General features: G+C 50.4%; 18 protein-coding genes and 1 riboswitch. Of the genes, 6 read left to right on the top strand and 12 right to left on the bottom strand.

Going from position 1 to position 19,955, the window contains the following annotated elements; all coding sequences use genetic code 11:
• Window positions 1–3: 3 nt before the first annotated feature.
• The 3 genes from B3G15_RS14590 to B3G15_RS14580 are packed head-to-tail and all read right to left on the bottom strand — an operon-like array spanning window position 4 to window position 2,932.
• A complete protein-coding gene (locus B3G15_RS14590; protein ID WP_290722042.1) occupies window positions 4–978 on the bottom strand; it encodes a hypothetical protein in 975 nt (324 codons plus the stop codon).
• Window positions 975–2,021: a DUF58 domain-containing protein gene (locus B3G15_RS14585; protein WP_214857635.1), complete on the bottom strand. Its 1,047-nt coding sequence runs from the start codon at window positions 2,019–2,021 to the stop codon at window positions 975–977. Before B3G15_RS14585 ends, B3G15_RS14590 begins: the two co-directional genes overlap by 4 nt.
• 2 nt (window positions 2,022–2,023) lie before the next feature.
• Window positions 2,024–2,932, bottom strand: coding sequence for an AAA family ATPase (locus B3G15_RS14580; RefSeq protein WP_290722039.1), 909 nt, complete (start codon window positions 2,930–2,932; stop codon window positions 2,024–2,026).
• Window positions 2,933–3,154: 222 nt separating this feature from the next.
• Between B3G15_RS14580 and B3G15_RS14575 the strand changes: the two genes are divergently transcribed.
• Window positions 3,155–3,382, top strand: coding sequence for a hypothetical protein (locus B3G15_RS14575; protein WP_290722037.1), 228 nt, complete (start codon window positions 3,155–3,157; stop codon window positions 3,380–3,382).
• A gap of 33 nt (window positions 3,383–3,415) precedes the next feature.
• Here B3G15_RS14575 and B3G15_RS14570 read toward each other — a convergent pair whose 3' ends face one another.
• The 9 genes from B3G15_RS14570 to B3G15_RS14530 all read right to left on the bottom strand — a co-directional run bounded on the left by B3G15_RS14570 (window position 3,416) and on the right by B3G15_RS14530 (window position 12,551).
• Window positions 3,416–3,631, bottom strand: coding sequence for a DUF3006 domain-containing protein (locus B3G15_RS14570; RefSeq protein ID WP_029341721.1), 216 nt, complete (start codon window positions 3,629–3,631; stop codon window positions 3,416–3,418).
• A 21-nt stretch (window positions 3,632–3,652) separates the two neighbouring features.
• Window positions 3,653–4,513 (bottom strand): ComEC/Rec2 family competence protein, encoded by an 861-nt coding sequence (locus B3G15_RS14565; RefSeq protein ID WP_414651126.1) that lies wholly within the window; start codon window positions 4,511–4,513, stop codon window positions 3,653–3,655.
• Window positions 4,510–5,079, bottom strand: coding sequence for a histidine phosphatase family protein (locus tag B3G15_RS14560; protein ID WP_023468330.1), 570 nt, complete (start codon window positions 5,077–5,079; stop codon window positions 4,510–4,512). The genes B3G15_RS14565 and B3G15_RS14560 overlap by 4 nt, the downstream gene beginning before the upstream one ends.
• A 28-nt stretch (window positions 5,080–5,107) precedes the next feature.
• On the bottom strand, window positions 5,108–5,902 hold the full coding sequence (locus B3G15_RS14555; RefSeq protein ID WP_290722033.1) for a DUF3307 domain-containing protein: 795 nt from the start codon (window positions 5,900–5,902) through the stop codon (window positions 5,108–5,110).
• Window positions 5,899–6,546, bottom strand: a complete 648-nt coding sequence (locus tag B3G15_RS14550) for a hypothetical protein (RefSeq protein ID WP_290722032.1) — start codon at window positions 6,544–6,546, stop codon at window positions 5,899–5,901. The genes B3G15_RS14555 and B3G15_RS14550 overlap by 4 nt, the downstream gene beginning before the upstream one ends.
• Before the next feature lie 286 nt (window positions 6,547–6,832).
• Window positions 6,833–7,303, bottom strand: a complete 471-nt coding sequence (locus B3G15_RS14545) for an NUDIX domain-containing protein (RefSeq protein WP_231681758.1) — start codon at window positions 7,301–7,303, stop codon at window positions 6,833–6,835.
• A 299-nt stretch (window positions 7,304–7,602) separates the two neighbouring features.
• Window positions 7,603–10,008, bottom strand: coding sequence for a DNA topoisomerase IV subunit A (parC, locus tag B3G15_RS14540; protein WP_058265960.1), 2,406 nt, complete (start codon window positions 10,006–10,008; stop codon window positions 7,603–7,605).
• Window positions 10,001–11,971 carry a DNA topoisomerase IV subunit B gene (gene parE / locus B3G15_RS14535; protein WP_023468335.1) on the bottom strand — a complete coding sequence of 657 codons (1,971 nt, stop codon included), beginning with the start codon at window positions 11,969–11,971 and terminating at the stop codon, window positions 10,001–10,003. Before parE ends, parC begins: the two co-directional genes overlap by 8 nt.
• A gap of 178 nt (window positions 11,972–12,149) precedes the next feature.
• Entirely contained in the window at window positions 12,150–12,551 is a 402-nt protein-coding gene (locus B3G15_RS14530) for a CoA-binding protein (protein ID WP_023468336.1), read from the bottom strand.
• A gap of 429 nt (window positions 12,552–12,980) precedes the next feature.
• Here B3G15_RS14530 and B3G15_RS14525 point away from each other — a divergent pair, with 429 nt between their 5' ends.
• The 5 genes from B3G15_RS14525 to B3G15_RS14505 all read left to right on the top strand — a co-directional run bounded on the left by B3G15_RS14525 (window position 12,981) and on the right by B3G15_RS14505 (window position 19,719).
• On the top strand, window positions 12,981–14,021 hold the full coding sequence (locus B3G15_RS14525; RefSeq protein ID WP_290722027.1) for a tyrosine-type recombinase/integrase: 1,041 nt from the start codon (window positions 12,981–12,983) through the stop codon (window positions 14,019–14,021).
• Window positions 14,022–14,051: 30 nt separating this feature from the next.
• On the top strand, window positions 14,052–16,661 hold the full coding sequence (locus B3G15_RS14520; RefSeq protein WP_290722026.1) for a DEAD/DEAH box helicase: 2,610 nt from the start codon (window positions 14,052–14,054) through the stop codon (window positions 16,659–16,661).
• Window positions 16,658–17,188, top strand: coding sequence for a glycerol-3-phosphate acyltransferase (locus B3G15_RS14515; protein WP_214745769.1), 531 nt, complete (start codon window positions 16,658–16,660; stop codon window positions 17,186–17,188). The genes B3G15_RS14520 and B3G15_RS14515 overlap by 4 nt, the downstream gene beginning before the upstream one ends.
• 12 nt (window positions 17,189–17,200) lie before the next feature.
• Entirely contained in the window at window positions 17,201–18,751 is a 1,551-nt protein-coding gene (locus B3G15_RS14510) for a GNAT family N-acetyltransferase (RefSeq protein WP_290722025.1), read from the top strand.
• Window positions 18,752–19,041: 290 nt separating this feature from the next.
• Entirely contained in the window at window positions 19,042–19,719 is a 678-nt protein-coding gene (locus tag B3G15_RS14505) for a 50S ribosomal protein L25/general stress protein Ctc (protein ID WP_055968151.1), read from the top strand.
• A gap of 95 nt (window positions 19,720–19,814) precedes the next feature.
• A riboswitch (TPP riboswitch) is annotated at window positions 19,815–19,914 on the top strand.
• The last annotated feature ends 41 nt before the right edge of the window (window positions 19,915–19,955 follow it).

Genomic DNA, 19,955 nt, shown 5'->3' with positions numbered 1-19,955 from the left:
TCGTTAGCGTTCGATTTGTTCGCGTACTTGACGGCGGAACGTCTGGATGTCGTAGGCCGGTTCACTTGGACTGAACTCAATCCCGTCAATCAGTCGAGCGTTTGGTGACGCATCCGGGAACTCGATCCGTGTCAGCCATTCAAGCGTCGTCTCTTCATGGCGTCTTGGGAAAGCTTGCTCGAGCTGAGAAGCAATCTTCAGAAGCGGATGATGACTATGCCGTTTTGGCGCATGCGCCCGTACTTGTTTGGAGTGCTTGACGGTTTGTTCTTTTTCGATTGCTATGACGTTTCGCTTCCGGATGACATAAAGCGTAACCGCAACTAAGATCACCGTCAGAAGCGTCGTTGCGATCCAAATCCAATCCGGTGTTCCTGCCTGGACGGCAGCTTGCTCCACGTCTTGAACACCTTTGATATTCTCTAGCCCCATTGCCCGGTTCGTCATCGTGTCCGCTTCCCGACCAAGTGGTTCCGTCCAAAGGAATAATGAACCGAATGCTTCAAATAGCGGACGAATCGCACTCGTGACGGATCCGACGAGCGCTTCTTTCGTGAGCCGGAAGACGACAGCGATGATCAGCCCCGCGCTGAGGACTAACGCGATCGTCGGGAAGATACGCCGCCATTCTGTCATGTACGTGACGACGAATGGATACGCAATGACGAAGACCAAAATTAAAAAGGCGCCAATTGGTGGTGTCACTCCCGGGAACAATACCATCACGACGCCGATGACCATCGCACTCGTAGCGTAACGCCACGCCGAATCGACCGTATCAAGAAACGCGGTCCAGGCGACGAAGACAAGGGCTAAGACGCTAGCTACGGGAGAGAGGAAAAACAAGGACCCCGCTACGAGTAACTGTAATCCGATTCGAAGCGAACGATGTGGTACGAAGGCGAGTGCCGGAAGAGCGAGCGCGAGATAGAACGGAACCGGTAACAGACTCGCAAGGAATATCCACCAGAGAATCATGCGCTCACTCCTTTCTGCCGGTGACCGAGGTGAATCTCCGCCGTCGTCGACGGCACACTACGTTGCAATCGCTTCGTGAAGTACCGTCGCTCGAGCGGTAGATCGTATTCGGAAATCCGGGCAAGGCATTCCATCGTCCGTAGGAATTGATGTTTTCCCATACCAGACGGAACATGGTACCACTGCCCGGATCGGTTGACCATCGAAATCCAGAGGCTGTAGGAAGCCCCTTGTTTCTCGAGTTCACGGATGATCGTCGCGGCACGCGATAATAGTTTCTCGAAGTCCGAGCGGAGGGCGAGTCCGTCTGCGGACAAGCCATCGACGATGACGGCATAATCATGGTTACGTTTCCGGTCATATTGATACGAGTACAGTTCATTCGTCTTCGCATAAGCGGACCAGTAGATCGACTTCGCATCTCCGGAGTAGGGGACGACGGAGTGGAAACTCGAGCGATCGGTGAACGGACTCGAGCGATCAATCGTCTCACCGGGAATCATCCGTTCATTCCACTCGACTGACGCTGGTGCAAAGTCAGGGAAGACGTGACCCAGCTCTTGAATATCAAGCGTTACATAGATTGTGATCAAATGAAACGGATCCGAGATCATGACGTCAAACGACTGAATTCGAATCGTTCCCCGGTGAGCGGCAATGACATCGATTGAAAACGGCACAATCGTCTGTTTGTTGACATATAAGTGTTGACGCCAAAATTGACTACTCGCATCTGGAAGCTTGATCTGATCCCCGAGCAACCCAGAAATCGTGATGCGACCGAGTGGTAACTTCGTTGGGTTAGATAACTCGAACGGTATCTGGATCGTTTCCTCTCGAAAAGCGCGAACGGTCTCAAGGAGGCGGACGCGAATCCGCTTCGCAACGTATTCGAGATAATACGGCATCACCCAGCCATATAATGTATAGGCAAGTAATAAAGCCGCAATCCAGACAGGACCATAGAGTCCGACGATGACGCCACTTGCACCTGTCATCGTAAGAATGATGAGGTTAAAGCCTTTTGGTATGATCAATTGCATGATTACACCTCAGTCGGAACAGTGAGTGAATCGAGGATCTGCTCGACGAGACGTTCGTTCGATAGCTTCAGCGTCGCTTCGAGCGTCAAGACGAGACGGTGGGCAAGCAATGGCGTCGCCAAGTGCTTGACGTCCTCTGGTGTGACGTACGTCCGCTCCTCCATCCAGGCCCGTGCTTTCGCGGCTTTTAAGAGTGCGAGCGTCGCTCGTGGACTCGGTCCGATCTCAACGTCACGATGGGCGCGGAGTGCGTCACAGACATCGAGTAAGTAGTTTTCGACGCTATCTTCGATTGAGACGGCGACGACTTCCTCTTTCCAGTCATTGAGTTGTTCGAGCGGAATCTGTAGTTCGGCCGCGGTTAAGTGTGCTCCACGTAATAATGCCTTCTCCGCCTGACGTGTCAGCGGAGCGAACGACAACTTGAACAAGAAACGGTCGAGTTGGGCATGCGGCAGTGGGAATGTGCCGTGTCCATCGAACGGATTTTGTGTCGCGATGACAAGAAAGTGTTGCGGTAACGTATAAGATGTATCCCCGATCGTCACTTGTCCTTCGGCCATTGCCTCGAGCAATGCTGACTGTGTCCGTGGAGTCGTCCGGTTGATCTCATCGACGAGGACGATGTTCGCGAACAGCGGACCAAACCGTTGTTCAAACGATCCTGTCAGTGGGTTGAACAGCTCCATCCCAAGTAAATCGGTCGGTAACGTATCCGCTGTACATTGAACACGTGAGAACTTTGCTTCGAGTGTCTGCGCCAGTGCTTTTGCTAGTGTCGTCTTACCGGTCCCCGGACGGTCTTCGAGCAACACATGACCTTCTGCGAGCAAGCCCATCAATAAATGATCAATCACATCGTCCTGACCAAGGACAGATTGTTTGAGTGATGTACGTAACGTTTGAAACATGGATGATTCCCCCTTTAAGATGCATCGTATTTCTAAAGTGTACGAAAATTCAGAAAAAACCGCTAGTGATTTTCCAGGAATCACGCATAAAGAAATACGTCTATCTTTTATACTACCAGTTTCATCCAAAAGTTTCGTGAAATATCAAAAAAATTGAAACAGGATTATGAAGTTACTTAGCGAATAGAAGGATATAGTCATCGGAATAGGGAGGATGGACAGATGAAACCACACACTACCGAATCGAACTCTACTCTAAACCAGCATCAGGATGTTGCTCACAGTCCTATTGACGAGTATCAACGTATTGTTGCCGGAGGACCTCCGAATCGTCGAGCCTTTGCCGCGATTCGTCGGCTCCCATTCGGATTACGTTTGCTGACGTATACGCTCGGTTCCTTATTCACAGCAGGCATCCTCGCTGGTCTCGTCATCAGTCTACTCGGTTAAAAAAGACTCCCTCAGCATTCCGAGGGAGTCTCATCATTCTTCAAAGAGATCATCCATCAACTCGGAGATCTCTTTTTTACGTGCGTTCGTCTCATCGCGTAAGATCCGAATCGAACGTCCGGTCCAGTCGAGTCGGTCGCCGATCGTCGCCTGGCGCGGCAAACGACTTTTCGGTAATGTGATCGTCTCGCGGTCGTCCGTCTCGCAAATCGCTAGATCGTCTTCAAAATCAGCTAGGGTCAATCGCATCTGATGCACCTCCACGTCTTGTTATTCCGGTCGTAAATCGGTCCGGTTCGATTCCTTGATGCCGTCACCAGTCGAGATATACTGGATCGTACCGCTTTGATCGGTTCGGTCAATCGTAATCCGTTCTGTTTTCAGTTCCTGTAAGACGGAGGGGCGTGGGTGACGATAGGCATTGTCCTTCCCGGCTGAGATCAACGCTCGCTTCGGATCAACGGCTTGTAGGAAGGGCAGGGAGGACGATGTGTCTGCTCCGTGATGCCCAAGCTTCAAGACATCGGCGCTAAGATCGACATCTGACTCAAGCAATTGTCGTTCCGTCCGGATCGGGGCGTCGCCCATGAAGAGGAACCGGTCCTGTCCATGTTCGACCCGCAGAACGGCACTCCAACTGTTGAGATCCTGCGTTCCGTCCGTTAGGGGCGCAAGGAACGTAAAGCGTGCGGCTTCACTCGGTATCTCAAGACCCGCCTTAACCGACTTGATCGTCACCCCTTCGCGTTTGACAGCTAGAAGGAAATCGCGATATGTCTCCGTCGTATGCGTGACACGCGGGGCATAGACGCTATCGACTGGAAAGGCATCGAGGACGGTATCGAGTCCACCGATATGATCGGCGTCCGGATGTGTCGCGATGACTGCTGTTAAGCGTTTGACACCCAATTCTTGCAGGTAGCGGACGACATCCTCGCCTTTGCCGTTATTCCCGCCGTCAATCAAGATCGCGTCTTCCTTCGTCCGGATGAACGTGCTATCTCCTTGACCGACGTCAAAACCGTAGACCTCCATCTGTCCCGTGGTCGGGGCAGGGGGCTCTTCGTCTCGTGTCGTATAGAAGATGACGATTAAACAGAGTGCTAACAGAATCGTTGATCCCCATTTCAACATGTCGGTTCCTCTTTCTCGAACAGATACAGCATGCCGTTACGCGGATGACCGAACCGCGGCCCCCGGTAACCGCGCCGTTTCAAGGCAGCACGCATCAAAATCATCATACCGCCATGCCCGACGAGTAAGACCCGTTCATCATCCTCGAACATCAGTTGATTCAACAGGACCTCAATCCGTTCATTCGCTTCCTTGATCTCCGCTTGAATCCGTTTGCTGAACGGGGCTGCGAGTCGACCGAGGACCGCCCAGCCAAGAAACGGTAACCTTAGATTCGACTGAATCGTCGGAAACGGTACTTCCCGTAGTAGATCCGTCACGATGATCTCTTTATCGTAGACACTCTTCGCCGTCTGGACGGCGCGTGGCATGCTACTGGCATAACAGACTGTCCAGTCGATCTGACCGAGCTCGACCGGTTGAATATCGATGTCTGACGTATCATACCGTTCAATCCATTTTTCAATATCGCTGGCGCTGATCCAGCCTTTCGTCGGGTATCCTTCCGTCACCCGGTGATGTCTCACTAATCCAATTTGTTTCATACTTCGTGCGACGGTCAAGACCGTCTCCCTCACTTTCATTCATCGTTTAGAGTGCGACGCGAATCGCGAGTCCACATAAAATCGCACCTAAGATACTGAGCAAGCTCCCGATGATGTAATATTCCGCAAAGCGGCGATCTTCAAACTGTTTAAAACGTGCCAGTGCCTTCAAAGCAATGATGAACCCGATGGCTCCCGTTGCGTTCGTGACGACGAGCAGGGTAATGATTGCCCGTTCGACGAGACCGATATAACGCCCGATTCCGTTTAATTCCGTCGTATAACTGCGCACAGAATCTTCGACTTCATGTGTGACGGTCCGCGAAACGCCGTCTAATTGCTCCTTACGTGTCACTTTTCGCTCGAAATGCGCTTCGATCAAGCGCGGAGCAAATGGTGCGAGCATTAAAGCAATCCCGTGACCGAGTAACTCCGTCGTCACTAAACTAAAGCACAGAATCCATAGAATTTGCTCCGGACGTGAGAACGACAACGACCAATCAATCGGTACGAACACCCATGTCAAGGCGATGATGGCAGCGATATGTAACGCTTGATCGATCCAGTACGCCGCCGCTTGCTTGACGCGACGTTTGAGCGGGGAGGCATCGAGTAGGGCGTGAAACACGAGAATACTTCCGCCAAGCCATCCGGCGATGTCGATGGTTAATACCCCTCGGATGACGAAGAACGCGAGGAAAAGTAGCATCAGAGCCGCATGGACGGCAAGATGTTGGACCAAGATGCGTCGATTTCGATGTTTCAGTTGCGCCATCCGTCTCGTCTGTAATGGAAAATCAGCAAGTAAGTGGACAAGGATAAGGCTAAGTAAGACAGTCACCGAATCGCCTCCCAGACTTGGAATTGCTCCAGTGCCTGTGTCAAGGCAGCTTCAAGACGCTTCCGTTGCTTACGCTGCGAGCGGGAAACGAGTTTTGCGACATTCGCGCGGGCATCTTGTTCCTTAAAGCCCATCTTCAGACCGATTTCTTCATACGTATCATCCGGATATTGATCCATCAACCGGTGCAACTCAATTTGACGGTCCGTCTTCCCGAAATACGCCGGATAGAGCATCTCAAGATAACCATTCAGCAGGGCGGTCGGTAAGTAGGGCGGTCCAGCAAAGGCGATCCGTGACGGAAGTGTCTTCGCCAATTCCTGCGCTTCAAAAGCGTGAATGATCGCACTACCATTGGCTTCTTCAGCCCGCGTCGTCGAAATCGTCTCATACTGACCAAATCCGATCCCGATGTAACCCGGTAATTCTTGATTCAATAAGTGCAGCATGACCGGATAACTAACCGGATAATCCGCAAATACCGCCAGTAAGCTATCACCGGATTTGATTTGGAACGGAACGATACTCGTTGGAAATGCCGTATTCAGATTGTTCGCGAGTTCTCGGAGCGCTTGAAGTAATGCTTCTTTGCTCGGATAGTCGCGGGAGCCTTTGACATCAAACGACAAGGCAACAGCTTGCATGACGATTCCTCCTGTTCATTTGTTGCCACAATCATGGAAACATTTGATTTGTTACCGTTAAAAAGGTAACATTCGCGGTGTTACTGTTATTAGAGTAACAAAGAATGAGGAGGAAGACCAACAGGACGATAGACCGATTTTTACACGACAGGGGGAATGGATGAATCTGACTAAAAGATCATTTTTTTATTCAAGTTAACATAACATATATTATCAATAGTTATAAAATTTTGTCTCATAATCAGGGTAAACTTAAGATAGTGAGACAAAACAAAAAAACACGGAATTAACCGTGTTTTCGACAATCATACGGACGTGTCCGTTCCAATCGATGAATCAAACGATCCAGGAATATATGATGGCGGCGTTCAAGTTGCGTGATCCGATCAAGTGGCAACCACGCGAAATCAAAGAAATCACCGCAATCCTGACCGTCACCAGCCACACAATGCGTCCAGCGGTTCTCTTGGCATTCGATGTGCGCATGGTAGAAATACGTGTAATGCACCCGCATTCGCTCTGGGTACCGCATCTCTTCTTCGCCGATGTACTGGACGGATGCTAACGAGAGACCACTTTCCTCAAGCGTCTCACGGACAGCCGCTTCTTTTGCGATTTCAGCATCTTCGATCGTACCTGCGGGGATCTGCCAATCACTCTCAGGAGCCGATTGTGGATGAAAAACAAGTAGTTCCCATCCGTTAGGTTTTTCCCGAGTGATATAGATTGCTACTTTTTCGCGACGTCTGAATTTCATCTTCATCACCTCTCCAAGGTCGGCAGATTGCACAACAAGCAGCTAAAGGGACGGTCCCGTAGCTGCTTGATCAATTGACGCTATAAGCAAAGCTGCGGAGACGCGTGACCCGACGCTTGTTCGTGACGAATCGTGACCTGACTATTTCTTCTATTGTAGCCGTTATTGGTCAGTGTTTCAATTTGTAAACGATATTTCTCGCGATAAATCTCAAAATTCCGAGCATTCGTCTCAAAATTCCCCCTCTCCTGCCCCGCTAGATCTAAAAAAGCTCCCCCGTTATCCGGAGGAGCTGCATCTTATCGTGTATACCAGTCGAGTAAGGGACCAAATTTCTCTTCATCATAGGCAAATGAACCGTTCGATAAGCGGTCAAGGAACGATAACGAACCGATTTGGATCGTTTTCTCTTGCTCTTTCCCGCTAAGGACCAATTCTTTCGCTTGTGTGACGTCAATCAATGCTGCGACTTGGTGTGGTTTCGATTTCAAATCACGCAGCAACTGTAAGCCACGGAGCGCACGGCTCGAGACTTGGAACTGATCCGCGAGGCGCATCTTCTTCAAGGCACCCCGTTGCGTCAAGAGAACGATCTGTGGTGCTTCCTTGAAGCCAATTGCACCCGCGACAACATCTTGATCCTTCAGGTTGATCGCTTTAACACCGGCAGCCCGGACACCGACGACAGGAACGTCGTCTTCCGTGAACCAGAGACCGAAACCGTTCTGTGTCGCAAGGAACAGCTCCGTTTGACCTGTTGAGACCTGAGCATACAAAACTTCGTCGTCTGCCTTCAAACGGACACCTTGAAGTGGTTTTGACTTCCGCTGGGCGTTGTAGTCACTCAGTTTCGAGCGTTTGACCATCCCTTGACGAGTCACGAACAAGCAATGCTGTGCTTCGTCGAACGAGCGGACGAGATCCGCTGAGAGAACCCGGTCACCCGGTTCGAGTGGAACGAGGTTCGCGACGTGTTGACCGCCATCTTTCCACTTCGTATCCGGCAATTGATGGACCGGAATCAGCAAGTAATTCCCGCGAACGGTCCAGACAATCAAGTGATCCGTCGTCATCGCTTGGCCTTGGAGCAACGGACGATCCTGTTCCTTCAAGTCCGGTAAGTCGTTCGAAGCACCGAATGAACGGAGCGACGAGCGTTTGACGTACCCGTTTTTCGACAGGAAGACCATCGTTTCTTCGACAGCGATCATGACTTCCGTCTTCAGCTTCAGTTCTTCAACTTCCGCTTCGATCGTCGAGCGACGTTTGTCCGCGACTTGTTCCTTCAAGACTGTCAATTCCTTGATGATGAGACGATTCCGTGTCTTTTCATCGTTAAGGATCTTCTCAAGACGAGCGATTTCCTTCTCGAGTTTCGCTGCTTCTTCCTGCAACTCGACGATATCGGTATTCGTTAACCGGTAAAGTTGAAGCATGACGACAGCTTCCGCTTGGCGATCCGTGAAGTTGAAGCGCGCGATCAGCTTCTCCTTTGCGTCCGCTTTGTTCGACGCGGAACGGATCAAGGCAAGTGTCTCATCGAGGACAGAGATTGCTGTCATCAAGGCAGAAACGACTTCCTGACGGCGTTTCGCTTGTTCGAGGTCAAATGCTGTCCGGCGGATGACGACTTCCTTGACGTGTGCAAGATACGCATCAAGTAGTGTCAAGACGCCCATTTGCCGCGGTGTCCGCTCATGGATCGCGACCATGTTGTAGTTATAAGCAATTTGTAAGTCAGTCTGTTTGAGGTAGAAGTGTAAGACACCTTCTGCGTCCGCTTCCTTCTTCAACTCGATGACGACGCGTAAGCCGTCGCGGTCGGTCTCATCACGAACTTCAGCGACACCTTCGACCTTTTTATCAAGACGGAGTTCTTCCATCCGTTTAACGAGATTCGCTTTATTGACCTCATACGGGAGCTCCGTGATGACGATTTGCTGACGACCACCCCGCAGTGTCTCAATCGTTGAGCGCGAGCGGATGATGACTTTCCCGCGTCCTGTCTCGAACGCCTTCTTGATGCCGTCAAGCCCTTGGACAACACCACCAGTCGGGAAATCAGGACCTTGCATGTGCGTCAACAAGTCATCGACGTTCTGGACCGTCCCTGAGATCCGACCAATCGCAGCATCGAGGACTTCTCCCGCGTGGTGCGGTGGAATCTCGGTTGCATAACCAGCGGAAATCCCCGTCGAACCGTTCATCAGCAAGTTCGGTAGGAGTGACGGTAAGACGAGCGGTTCTTCCGTCGTATCATCGAAGTTGAGCGTGTAATCGACGGTCTGTTTGTTGATCCCGTCGAGAATCAGACTCGAAACTTTTGATAAACGGGCTTCCGTATACCGCATCGCTGCCGCGCTATCGCCGTCGATTGATCCATTATTCCCTTGCATATCGATCAACGGGTAACGCAGTTTCCACTCTTGGCTCAAGCGGACCATTGCTTCATAGACCGATGAATCACCGTGCGGGTGGTAGTTACCGATGACGACACCGACCGTCTTCGCCGATTTCCGGTAAGCACGGTCGAACAAGTTCCCTTCCGTATGCATCGCATACAAGATCCGGCGTTGAACCGGTTTCAGACCATCCCGGGCATCCGGTAAGGCACGATCTTGGATGATATATTTCGAATAACGACCAAACCGGTCGCCGACGACTTGCTCGAGCGACAGGTTCAGGATGTTTTGTAGATTAGACATGTTCGTTCACACTCTCTTTCGTCACGTGCTCATTCTCGATGATCGAGAGGTCTTCCGCGAGACCGAAGGCGACATTGTCCTCGATCCACGTCCGGCGGTGACCAACGTTATCGCCCATTAAGACCGAGACACGTTTTTCCGCAACAGCAGCATCGTCGATCGTGACCCGAATCAATGTCCGTGTCTCGGGATCCATCGTTGTTTCCCAGAGCTGTGGTGCATTCATCTCCCCAAGTCCTTTGTAACGCTGGATCATATAACCTTTACCGAATTTCTTCGTCGTTTTCTTGAGTGTCTCTTCGTCCCAGACGTATTCAAATTTCTCCGATTTGCCTTTTCCTTTTGAGACACGATAGAGCGGTGGTAAGGCAACGAAGACCTTCCCAGCGTCGATCAACGGACGCATGTAGCGGAAGAAGAACGTCAATAGCAAGACTTGGATATGCGCGCCATCGGTATCGGCATCCGTCATGATGATGACTTTGTCGAAATTACAATCCGACAAGTCAAAATCGGCTCCGACACCGCCACCAATCGCATGAATGATCGTATTGATCTCTTCATTTTTCATGATGTCAGCGAGTTTCGCTTTTTCCGTGTTCAAGACCTTCCCACGGAGTGGAAGAATCGCTTGGAACGTCCGGTTTCGTCCTTGTTTCGCAGAACCACCGGCAGAATCACCCTCGACGAGGAACAATTCATTCTTGTCCGCGTTTTTCGAAGCAGCAGGTGTCAGTTTTCCGTTCAAGATGCTCGAACGTTTCTTCTTTTTCCCATTTCGTGCTTCTTCGCGGGCTTTCCGTGCTGCTTCCCGGGCTTGCGCTGCGCGGATCGCTTTTTTGATCAACAGCGTCGCCGTTTGCGGGTTCTCTTCCAAGTACGTCGAGAGACGACGGCTGATGACAGCGTCACAGCTCGTCCGCGCTTCCGGTGAACCGAGTTTCGACTTCGTTTGTCCTTCGAACTGAAGGAATTCTTCCGGAATTCGGATCGAGACGATCATCGTCAACCCTTCGCGGATATCATTTCCGTCAAGATTCTTATCCTTTTCCTTCAAGAGCGTGTTCTTTCGGGCATATTCATTCATGACCCGTGTCATCGCCGTCTTCGCACCAACTTCGTGTGTTCCACCGTCGCGTGTCCGGACGTTGTTGACGAACGACAGGACGTTTTCCGAGTACGCATCCGTGAACTGGAAGGCGATATCGACTTCGATTTCGTTTTCCGTGCCTTCGAACGCGACCGTCGGATGAAGCGTATCTTTATCATCATTCAAGTACTGGACGAATTCGCTGACACCGTCTTGGTACTGGAAGATATCTTGTTTATCGGACCGTTCGTCCGTCAGCGTAATCTTCAGACCTTTCAGCAAGAAAGCGGATTCGCGTAAGCGTTCTGCGAGCGTATCGTAGTTGTATGTCAACGTACTGAAGATCGAGCCATCTGGTTTAAAGTAAACGCTCGTTCCTTTTTGACGCGTCGTACCCGTTTCAAGCAACGTCGTCTTCGGCATCCCACCGTTTTCAAACGTTTGCTCATATTGTTTCCCGTCACGGAAGATCGTTACTTTCAAATCCGTTGATAAGGCGTTAACGACCGACGCCCCGACGCCGTGTAAGCCACCGGACGTCTTATATCCACCTTGACCGAACTTACCGCCAGCGTGAAGGACTGTGAAGATGACTTCAGCAGTCGGCTTTCCCGATGCATGCATCCCCGTTGGCATTCCACGTCCATGGTCACGGACAGTGATTGCATTATCTTTATGAATCGTGACGTCAATTTGTTCCCCGAATCCTGCAAGTGCCTCATCGATTGCGTTATCGACGATCTCGTAGACGAGATGGTGAAGTCCACGGTGATCGGTTGAACCGATATACATACCTGGGCGCTTCCGGACTGCTTCGAGTCCTTCGAGCACCTGTATGGCATCATCATTGTAGTTATTTAAGTCTGTCGCCATTCATTTCACCTCAAAATTCGAAATTACGACGTCGTTTTTACAAACGTTCGTTCGTTATTTCAAGTAGTCTGTCTCTAATTGTAGGCATCTTCTTGCTTCCTGACAAGCATAACCTGTAAAGCGCATGAAAAAAGACACCTTCACGAACGGGTGAAGATGCCTGAAATCGTGCGATGACTCACAGATATTGATGCTCGATTTTAATGCAACGATTCTCAATATATGGAATACCAGCACCGAGTGCAAGACTTTCTGCTTCGACACTCGAGAGACCAAGCTGATTCCAAATCATCCCGACGTCACCGTGAGCAACAGCATCTTTGGCGACATCCGCTAAAAACTCAGACCGACGGAAGACGTCGACGATATCGATGTGTCCTGGAATGCTTGCGACGCTCGGATAGACTTTTTGACCGTTCCACTCGTTTAACGTCGGATTGACCGGAATGACTTCGTATCCATGTTGGACTAAGTAGTCCGCAATCCAGTTTGCGGTCTTTCCGGAATCACTCGAGACACCGACGACGGCAATGCGTTTAGCATCCTTCAAATACTGACGTGCTTGTTGATCAGTAATCATTTAGAACTCCCCCTTATGAAAATAACTCTTACCTAACACTCTATACCCGAACCAAGATGAAGTATGCGAAATCGAGCACGTTTTCGACGTTTTTCAGAAATCGTCTTGAAATCAAATGAGTCGACCAATGACCCGTCGAACCACTTCTCGATGCAACTGAGAGCGAAATTGAATATTCATTCTTTTTTGATGATTTAGGTGACATAATACTATTATTGTTATTAAAAAGAATGTCGTAGCTCAAAAACGATAAAAATAGGTTGAATTCTCACGTGCATCGAGTTGATCAACGACCCGTCTGGTGCGTTGTCGATGCAACTGAGCGCTCCCTGTCTGACAATTTAACGTTGCGTGAAATAACTATTTCACGCAAACAAGTGTCTGATGTACCAACGTTTGGTATACTACTGCTAGAGGGGTGATTGTCGGATGAGTTTATTTAAAAACCTAGGAAAAACGATACATAAAACGACCGTTTCGGCTACAGCACCAGCGATCCCCGGTTATGAGCGGATGCCACGCTTCATTCAGTCCTATTTGGATCAGTTGGCAGCAAAACATTTCTCATTAGCAACGATGCGTCGGTATGTCTATGACTACGAAGCGTTCTTTCAATTCGTTGCTGCGGCGTCGGGTGAAGAAGTAACGGCGCGGGATATTCCGCTTGAAGCGTTCATCGAGATTGATGCAGCAGGAATCGAAGCTTACGCCGAATACCTTGCCTTAACGAAACAAAATGCATCAAGTGTCATCAACCGAAAGTTATCAGCATTACAGTCGTTGTTCCGTTATTTGGTCGATACGGGTCAGTTGTCGGAAAACCCGGTCGCCAAAGTCAATCGACCAAAACAAGCGAAGCGAGAACCCGTTTACCTGACGAAACGCGAGTGGGATGAATTGATTCAGTTGTTACCGTCGAACGTTGAGATGAATGCCCGGGAAGCGTCGCATTATGAACGCGACCGTGTCCGTGACGTGACGTTATTCCAACTACTCGGCTATAGCGGGATGCGCCTCAGTGAGATGACTCAACTCGTCTGGAACGATGTCGATTTCCACGAAAACACGCTCCGCGTCATCGGAAAAGGTAACAAAGAGCGGCTGATTCCGCTCGCGAAACCAGCTCGGATTGCCTTACGAAAATATGCGATTCATTATCAGATGCCAACGAGCGGCGCCGTGCCTGTCTTCCAAAAACACGGGAAACCACTCAGCCCACGGGCAGTCCAGCATATTTTGCAGCGGCACACGGAACGATTGAAACCGGTCCTGCCCTTTTTAGAGCGCAAAAAAATTACACCGCATAAATTGCGGCATACGTTTGCGACACGCCTTGCGACCGGTGGGGTCGACGTTCTGACGATCCAGCAGCTACTCGGTCACGAATCCGTCGCGACGACGCAAGTCTATGCCCATATCGGTGATTCCGAGAAAAAACGCGCCGTCGATTTATTTGATGGTGAACGATAATCATATTATGTTAACTAAAGGAGGGATAGTATGAATTACGGGCTCAGTGAACGCAAAATCAAACAGATGTCTGATGCTTATGCCTTTCGACGGGGAAAGAAGTATGTCGCCGCCCGTAAGGTCACGTTGCACAATTACCGGATGGGTGACGAACTGATCGAAGCGAGCGTCGACGGTGAGGAACGATTCACGGTCACCGTTCGCGTTAAAGCGCACGGTGTCGACGCTGGATGCAACTGTCCGTCGCTTGCGATGGATACATCGTTTTGTGGACATATCGTCGCTGTTTTACTGGCGATGCATCATGTACAGGCGCACGGTACACCGACGCCGCTATCGCCGCAGATCCGTCCGTTCACGGCGATTCAAGTCGATGACGCTGGCGCGCGCCATTATTTACGCAGTCTCACACCGGATCGTCGGGTAGCGATTCATTTCGAACTGACCGGACCCGTCGTGACGCTCAAACGACTGACGGACAATCAACAGCATCAACTGTCCCTGCCCTACTTCGATCGTCTGCTTGGACAGACGGAGTATTTGCAGCGAGTCGCCGATGTTTCGTTCAGTCCTGATTTGCAAGAACGAATCGTTTCCGGGACACCAATCGTCAAGTTGCATCTTGACCGAACGGCTCAGGAAGTCGAGGTCCGCGTGTCGTTTGATTATCAAGGGATTCAGCTGAATCCGCTCGACGAGACGATTTACGCTGGTCGCGATCAAGTAACGGAACAAAGTGTCTTACGCTTCTTACGTGAATTCCAAGCAACGCCACGTGACACGCGCTACATCATCACGCGTGACGCCGCGCAATATGCCTTTCTGCGGAGCCTGCTTGACGAACGGGTTGCGCTCGGTCAACTGGAGTTATTCGCAACACAAGCGATCCGGACGACGTTACCAAAAGGGCCGTTCCATCCGCGGATCGAAGTCGACGTGACGGACCGCCTCGACTGGCTCGTGTTCAACTTTTCAATGGACGGGATTCCAGAAGATGAGCTGAAACGTGTCCTGAAGTCGCTCGTCTTACAAAAACGGTACCACCGCTTGAAATCTGGACAGTTCGTTTCTTTAGAAACAAGGGCTTTTCAGCAGTTACAACGGGTCCTCGCTCAGATGGAAGCAAGTGAACGCGACTTACGCGACGGACGGATCGTCTTACCTGCCGTCCGGAACATGAAGCATCTGATCGGCGCTTCCGTCCTCCATCTTCACGCCGATTTGCTCGAGAAATGGCTTGAATTGAAATCGGGACAAGGATTCCGGCTCGACTTGCCGAATTCGTTAGAGTCACGACTCTATCCGTATCAACGGACGGGCATCCAGTTTCTGAAGAATCTGGACGCGCAAGGATGTCACGGGATCCTAGCCGATGAGATGGGGCTCGGAAAGACGATTCAAGCGATTGGTTATATCGCGACAATTCCTGACCGTCGTGCGCTCATCGTCACGCCGGCGTCACTGCTCCGCAACTGGGAAGCGGAACTGAAGCGCTTTTTACCCGGTCGACCGGTTCATGTCGTCGCCGGTTCTCAAGCCAGCCGACTCCGCGAACTGGAGCACTTACCTGACGATACGGTGACGATCGTCTCCTATACGACGCTTCGGACCGACGTCCGTCGCCACCCTGTATATGACGTCGTCTTCTTTGATGAAGCCCAGCACTTGAAGAATCCGCAGTCGCAAACAGTCAGTCAACTGCGGCACCTGCAAGCAAAACGCCGTTTCGCCTTAACGGGCACACCACTTGAGAATCGTCCGCGTGATATCTGGTCGATTTTCCATGTCTTGTTTCCAGAATTACTGCCGGATTTAGCGACGTTTGAGAAATGGTCATTTGATGACATGCAACAGTTCATCCAACCGTTCTTATTACGGCGTGAGAAACAAGATGTCTTACAGGATTTACCGAAGAAACAGATCGAGCATCATTATGTCGAGCTCGGTCCTAACCAAAAACGGTTATATGCGTCGTATCTTGCCAAATTGCAACTCGAGACGCTGCAGCACTTAGACGAGACGAAACGCGAAGATCGTTTGAAGTTACTGGCTGGGTTAACGCGGTTGCGGCAAATTTGCAACGATCCGGAGTTATTCGTTGAGGGATACACGGGGGAAGCGACAAAACGAACGCGTCTGCTCTCATTGATTGCCGAAAAACGGGCCGCCGGAAAGCGGATCTTGATTTTCTCGCAGTATACACAAATGCTCGAGCGCATTCGCTCGGATCTCGCGCAACGTCACCTCCCCCACTTCCTGTTGACGGGTGAGACACCACTCGAAGACCGGGTGGCGTTATGCGATCGGTTCAATGACGGTGAAGTCGATCTCTTCTTGATTTCCCTAAAAGCGGGTGGGACGGGATTGAATCTCGCAACTGCTGATACCGTCATCCTCTTTGACAGCTGGTGGAATCCGGCCGTCGAACAGCAAGCTGCCGATCGTGCCCACCGGCTTGGACAACAATCCGACGTGACGGTCATCAAATTGCTGACACGCGGGACGATCGAAGAAAAGATGACGGAATTACAAGATCGAAAAGCCCAGATGGTCGATGCCGTCCTGACGGCTCCAGACAGTGATGCCTTGACCGTCAAAGAACTCGTTCATCTCGTAGAAACAAAGGAGGAACATCGGTGACCCTTGATCTCCTGCTTGGTTACCTTATCGGCAGTATTCTTGGCGGTACGCTCTGGAAGTACGTCAGTCGTACCGATTTGGCTCAGGTCGGTTCCGGAAACATCGGTGCCCGCAACGCCCATCGTGCCGGTGGGCTCCCGGCCTTTTTATTCGTGTATCTGTTTGATGCCGCGAAGACCGTTCTTGCACTACAGATCACAGATGCATTTTATCCCGTTGCTCTTGCCGTGCTCATCGGCCACTTGTTTCCATTGTTTCATCCGCGACGTGGCGGTAAAGGATATGCCGTATTTTCCGGCATCGTCTTCGCCATCACGCCGTGGGCATATCTTGTCGGACTAGGCATACTCGGTCTGTCTTATCTCGTAACGAAAGATAGCGTCAAAGCGGGGCTGATTCCGGTTGTTCTACTCCCGTTACTCCCTGTCTACTTTGACGCGGGACCCATCAATATCTTGTGTGCCGTTGCCGTAAGTCTACTTGTCCTGTGGGCTCATGATGCACTTCACAAGCCAGTCATTACATAAGGAGGACGTCTCATGATCGACTTTTCCATTGCCACCGCTTCGGACGCGGAAGCAATCCATGAACTGAACTACCTCACCTTCACGGAAGAGATTCCGCAACATCAACCGAACACCGAACGGAAACGGATTGACCGGTTTCATGATCAAAATACCTATCTGATCGGCAAGGAAGACGATCGACTCGTCGCGATGATTGCTATTCGAAAGCATCGTCCTTTTTCGCTTGAGGAAAAGGGCGTGACGTTAGATGAGACACTGACGGACCCAGCGGAAATCCGCTTACTCAGCGTTCGTCCCGAATACCGCAATAGTCGTACGTTCATGCAATTGATGCGCTTTTTGATGGTCTACTTGGAGCGGGAAACGATTGATCATGTCTATATCAGTGGTACGACGCGGGAAGCTAAACTATATGCGCGGTTCGGCTTCACACCAATCGCAGCAACGCTCGGTAGTGGCGATGCCCAGTTCGTACCGATGTTGTTGTCACGCGCAACATACGAACGATCCGTCATCGCGGACGTTTTACGTCCTCTGCATTTTCTAGCCGGTCCGGTCGAGGTTGCACCAACAGTCCGCCAAGCGGCGCAACAAGCACCGCGCCCGCATCGGACGGCTTCGATGCGCCAGCTCGATCAAGATTTACGTGGTCGGATGTGTCAGTTGCTGGATTTGCCACATGTCTCGATGGCTGTTGGCAGTGGCACCCTTGCCAATGATATTGTCGCACAACAACTGAGTGGACACGGATTGATCCTAAACGGTGGTGAGTTCGGTCAACGCTTGATCGATCACGCGGCACGAGCAGGAAAGTCATTTGATATCCACCTGCTTCCGTCCGGTCACCCAATCGACTTAGAACAACTCGCGAGTCAACTGCATCAAACGGAATACGACTGGATCTGGTTGACACATTGTGAGACGTCTACGGGCGTCCTCTACGATCTTGATGCGGTAAAAGCGCTGCTGGATCAACAAACCGCACTCATCGTCGATGCGATCAGCGCCGTCGGAACCGGACGTTTCTCATACGCTGGTTGCAAATTCGTCACGACCGTCTCCGGAAAAGCAATTGGTGGTTTACCGGGTCTTGCGTTCATCGGTCATACAGACAGCATCCTACCTTCTCCACGAATTCCACGTTATCTGGATCTCGGACTCTATGCGGAAGGCGTCGCCTTTTCCGGCTCATCGAACTTGTTGCTGGCTTGTCAGGCAGCGCTGGATGCCCTTGATCTCGATCAAGCCGCTATCAAGATGACTTATCTCGAACAGGCCGTTCGGGCGACTGGTTTTAACCTGCTTGCGACTCAAGAAGCACAAGCGCCGGGAATTCTGACGATCGTCCATCCGTCGGCAACCGCTTTAGGAGACGCTCTCCGGATCCAGGGCTATCATGTTCAATATGAAAGCGACTATCTCGTCCATAATCAATGGCTCCAAATCTCAACGATGGGACAGACGACGATGCGGCACATCGAACGTCTCATCCGTGTATTAGTCCGTGAAAACCAACGCATCACCATAAAAAATGAAAGAAATGAAAGACCTCTTAACCCTTGATTTCAAGCGGTTTGGAGGTCTTTCGACTTTAAAAAATAAAAAATAGAGGTTTAAGGATTTAAAACATAGGGGTATAAACTCACTAGCACCGCATCAAACCGGTGACTTACTCACACATGTTTCTCAATATCAGCGTAATGACCTGGGAGAGAAATGCAAAGTCACGAAAGCGTCAGATTCAAAAGAGTCTGAAACCGATTGTCTTAGCATATTTAAATTGTTCAGGACTTGTCCTGCTCCTACATTCATTACCTTTTGAGGGCTATACTAAATTCAAGGGGGAAATGAACATGTCAGTTAAATTAACAGCCGAAAAACGCGAGGTACGTCCACGCTCACTCCGTAAACAATTACGTCATGAAGGAAAAGCTCTTGGTGTCGTGTATGGTTACAAAGTGGAAAGTACACCAATCGCATTTGAAGAAAAAGAATTGCTTAAAATCGTTCGAGAAAACGGTGAGAACGTCTTGATTTCACTGAAACTCGACGGTAAAAATATTAACGTCTTGATCAACCGTCGTGATATGGATGTCTTCACACCAACTGTCGATCACGTTGAATTCATCGCCGTTAAAATGGATGAAGAGACAGAAGTCGAAGCAGACGTCGTACTCGTCGGTGAAGCAGCTGGCGCTAAAGTCGGCGGATTCCTGTCACAGACACTCTTTAAAGTAACAGTCGCAGCAACACCAGATAAATTACCAGAGAACGTCGAAGTCGACGTCACGAACCTCGAAATCGGGGATTCGATTTCTGTAGCTGATCTTCCGGAACAAAAAGATTTCCGTATCGTCACAGAAGGCGACATTCAAGTCGCAGCTGTCGTCGAATCTACACTCGAGCAGGATCTTGAGGAAATCGAAGAAGCAGAAGCTGAAGCGCAAGCGGAAGCTGGTGAAGACAACGAAGCGGAAGCTACGGAAGAGTCTTCAGAAGAAGCAAAAGAAGAGAACGAAGATAACAAATAAGTCGTTTATCGATACGCCCTTCGTGGCGTATCGTTTTTTTGTGTCTTGACAATAGACAGAAGATTGCCTAAAGTGAACAGCGTATCATCTATTACCATATCCACTAGGGGAGCCCATTTGGCTGAGACGATTCACTTCGGACCCTTCGAACCTGATCTAGTTCATACTAGCGTAGGAAAGTGGAGCGATCACATCCAATGACTCCTGCTGCGCGCAGTTTTTCTGAGGACCGCTCT

This window comes from Exiguobacterium sp. UBA1053 (assembly GCF_002316465.1).
Taxonomy (GTDB): domain Bacteria; phylum Bacillota; class Bacilli; order Exiguobacteriales; family Exiguobacteriaceae; genus Exiguobacterium_A; species Exiguobacterium_A abrahamii.
The sequence above is the reverse complement of the archived record's forward strand: the minus strand, read 5'-3'. Positions and strand labels throughout refer to the sequence as shown.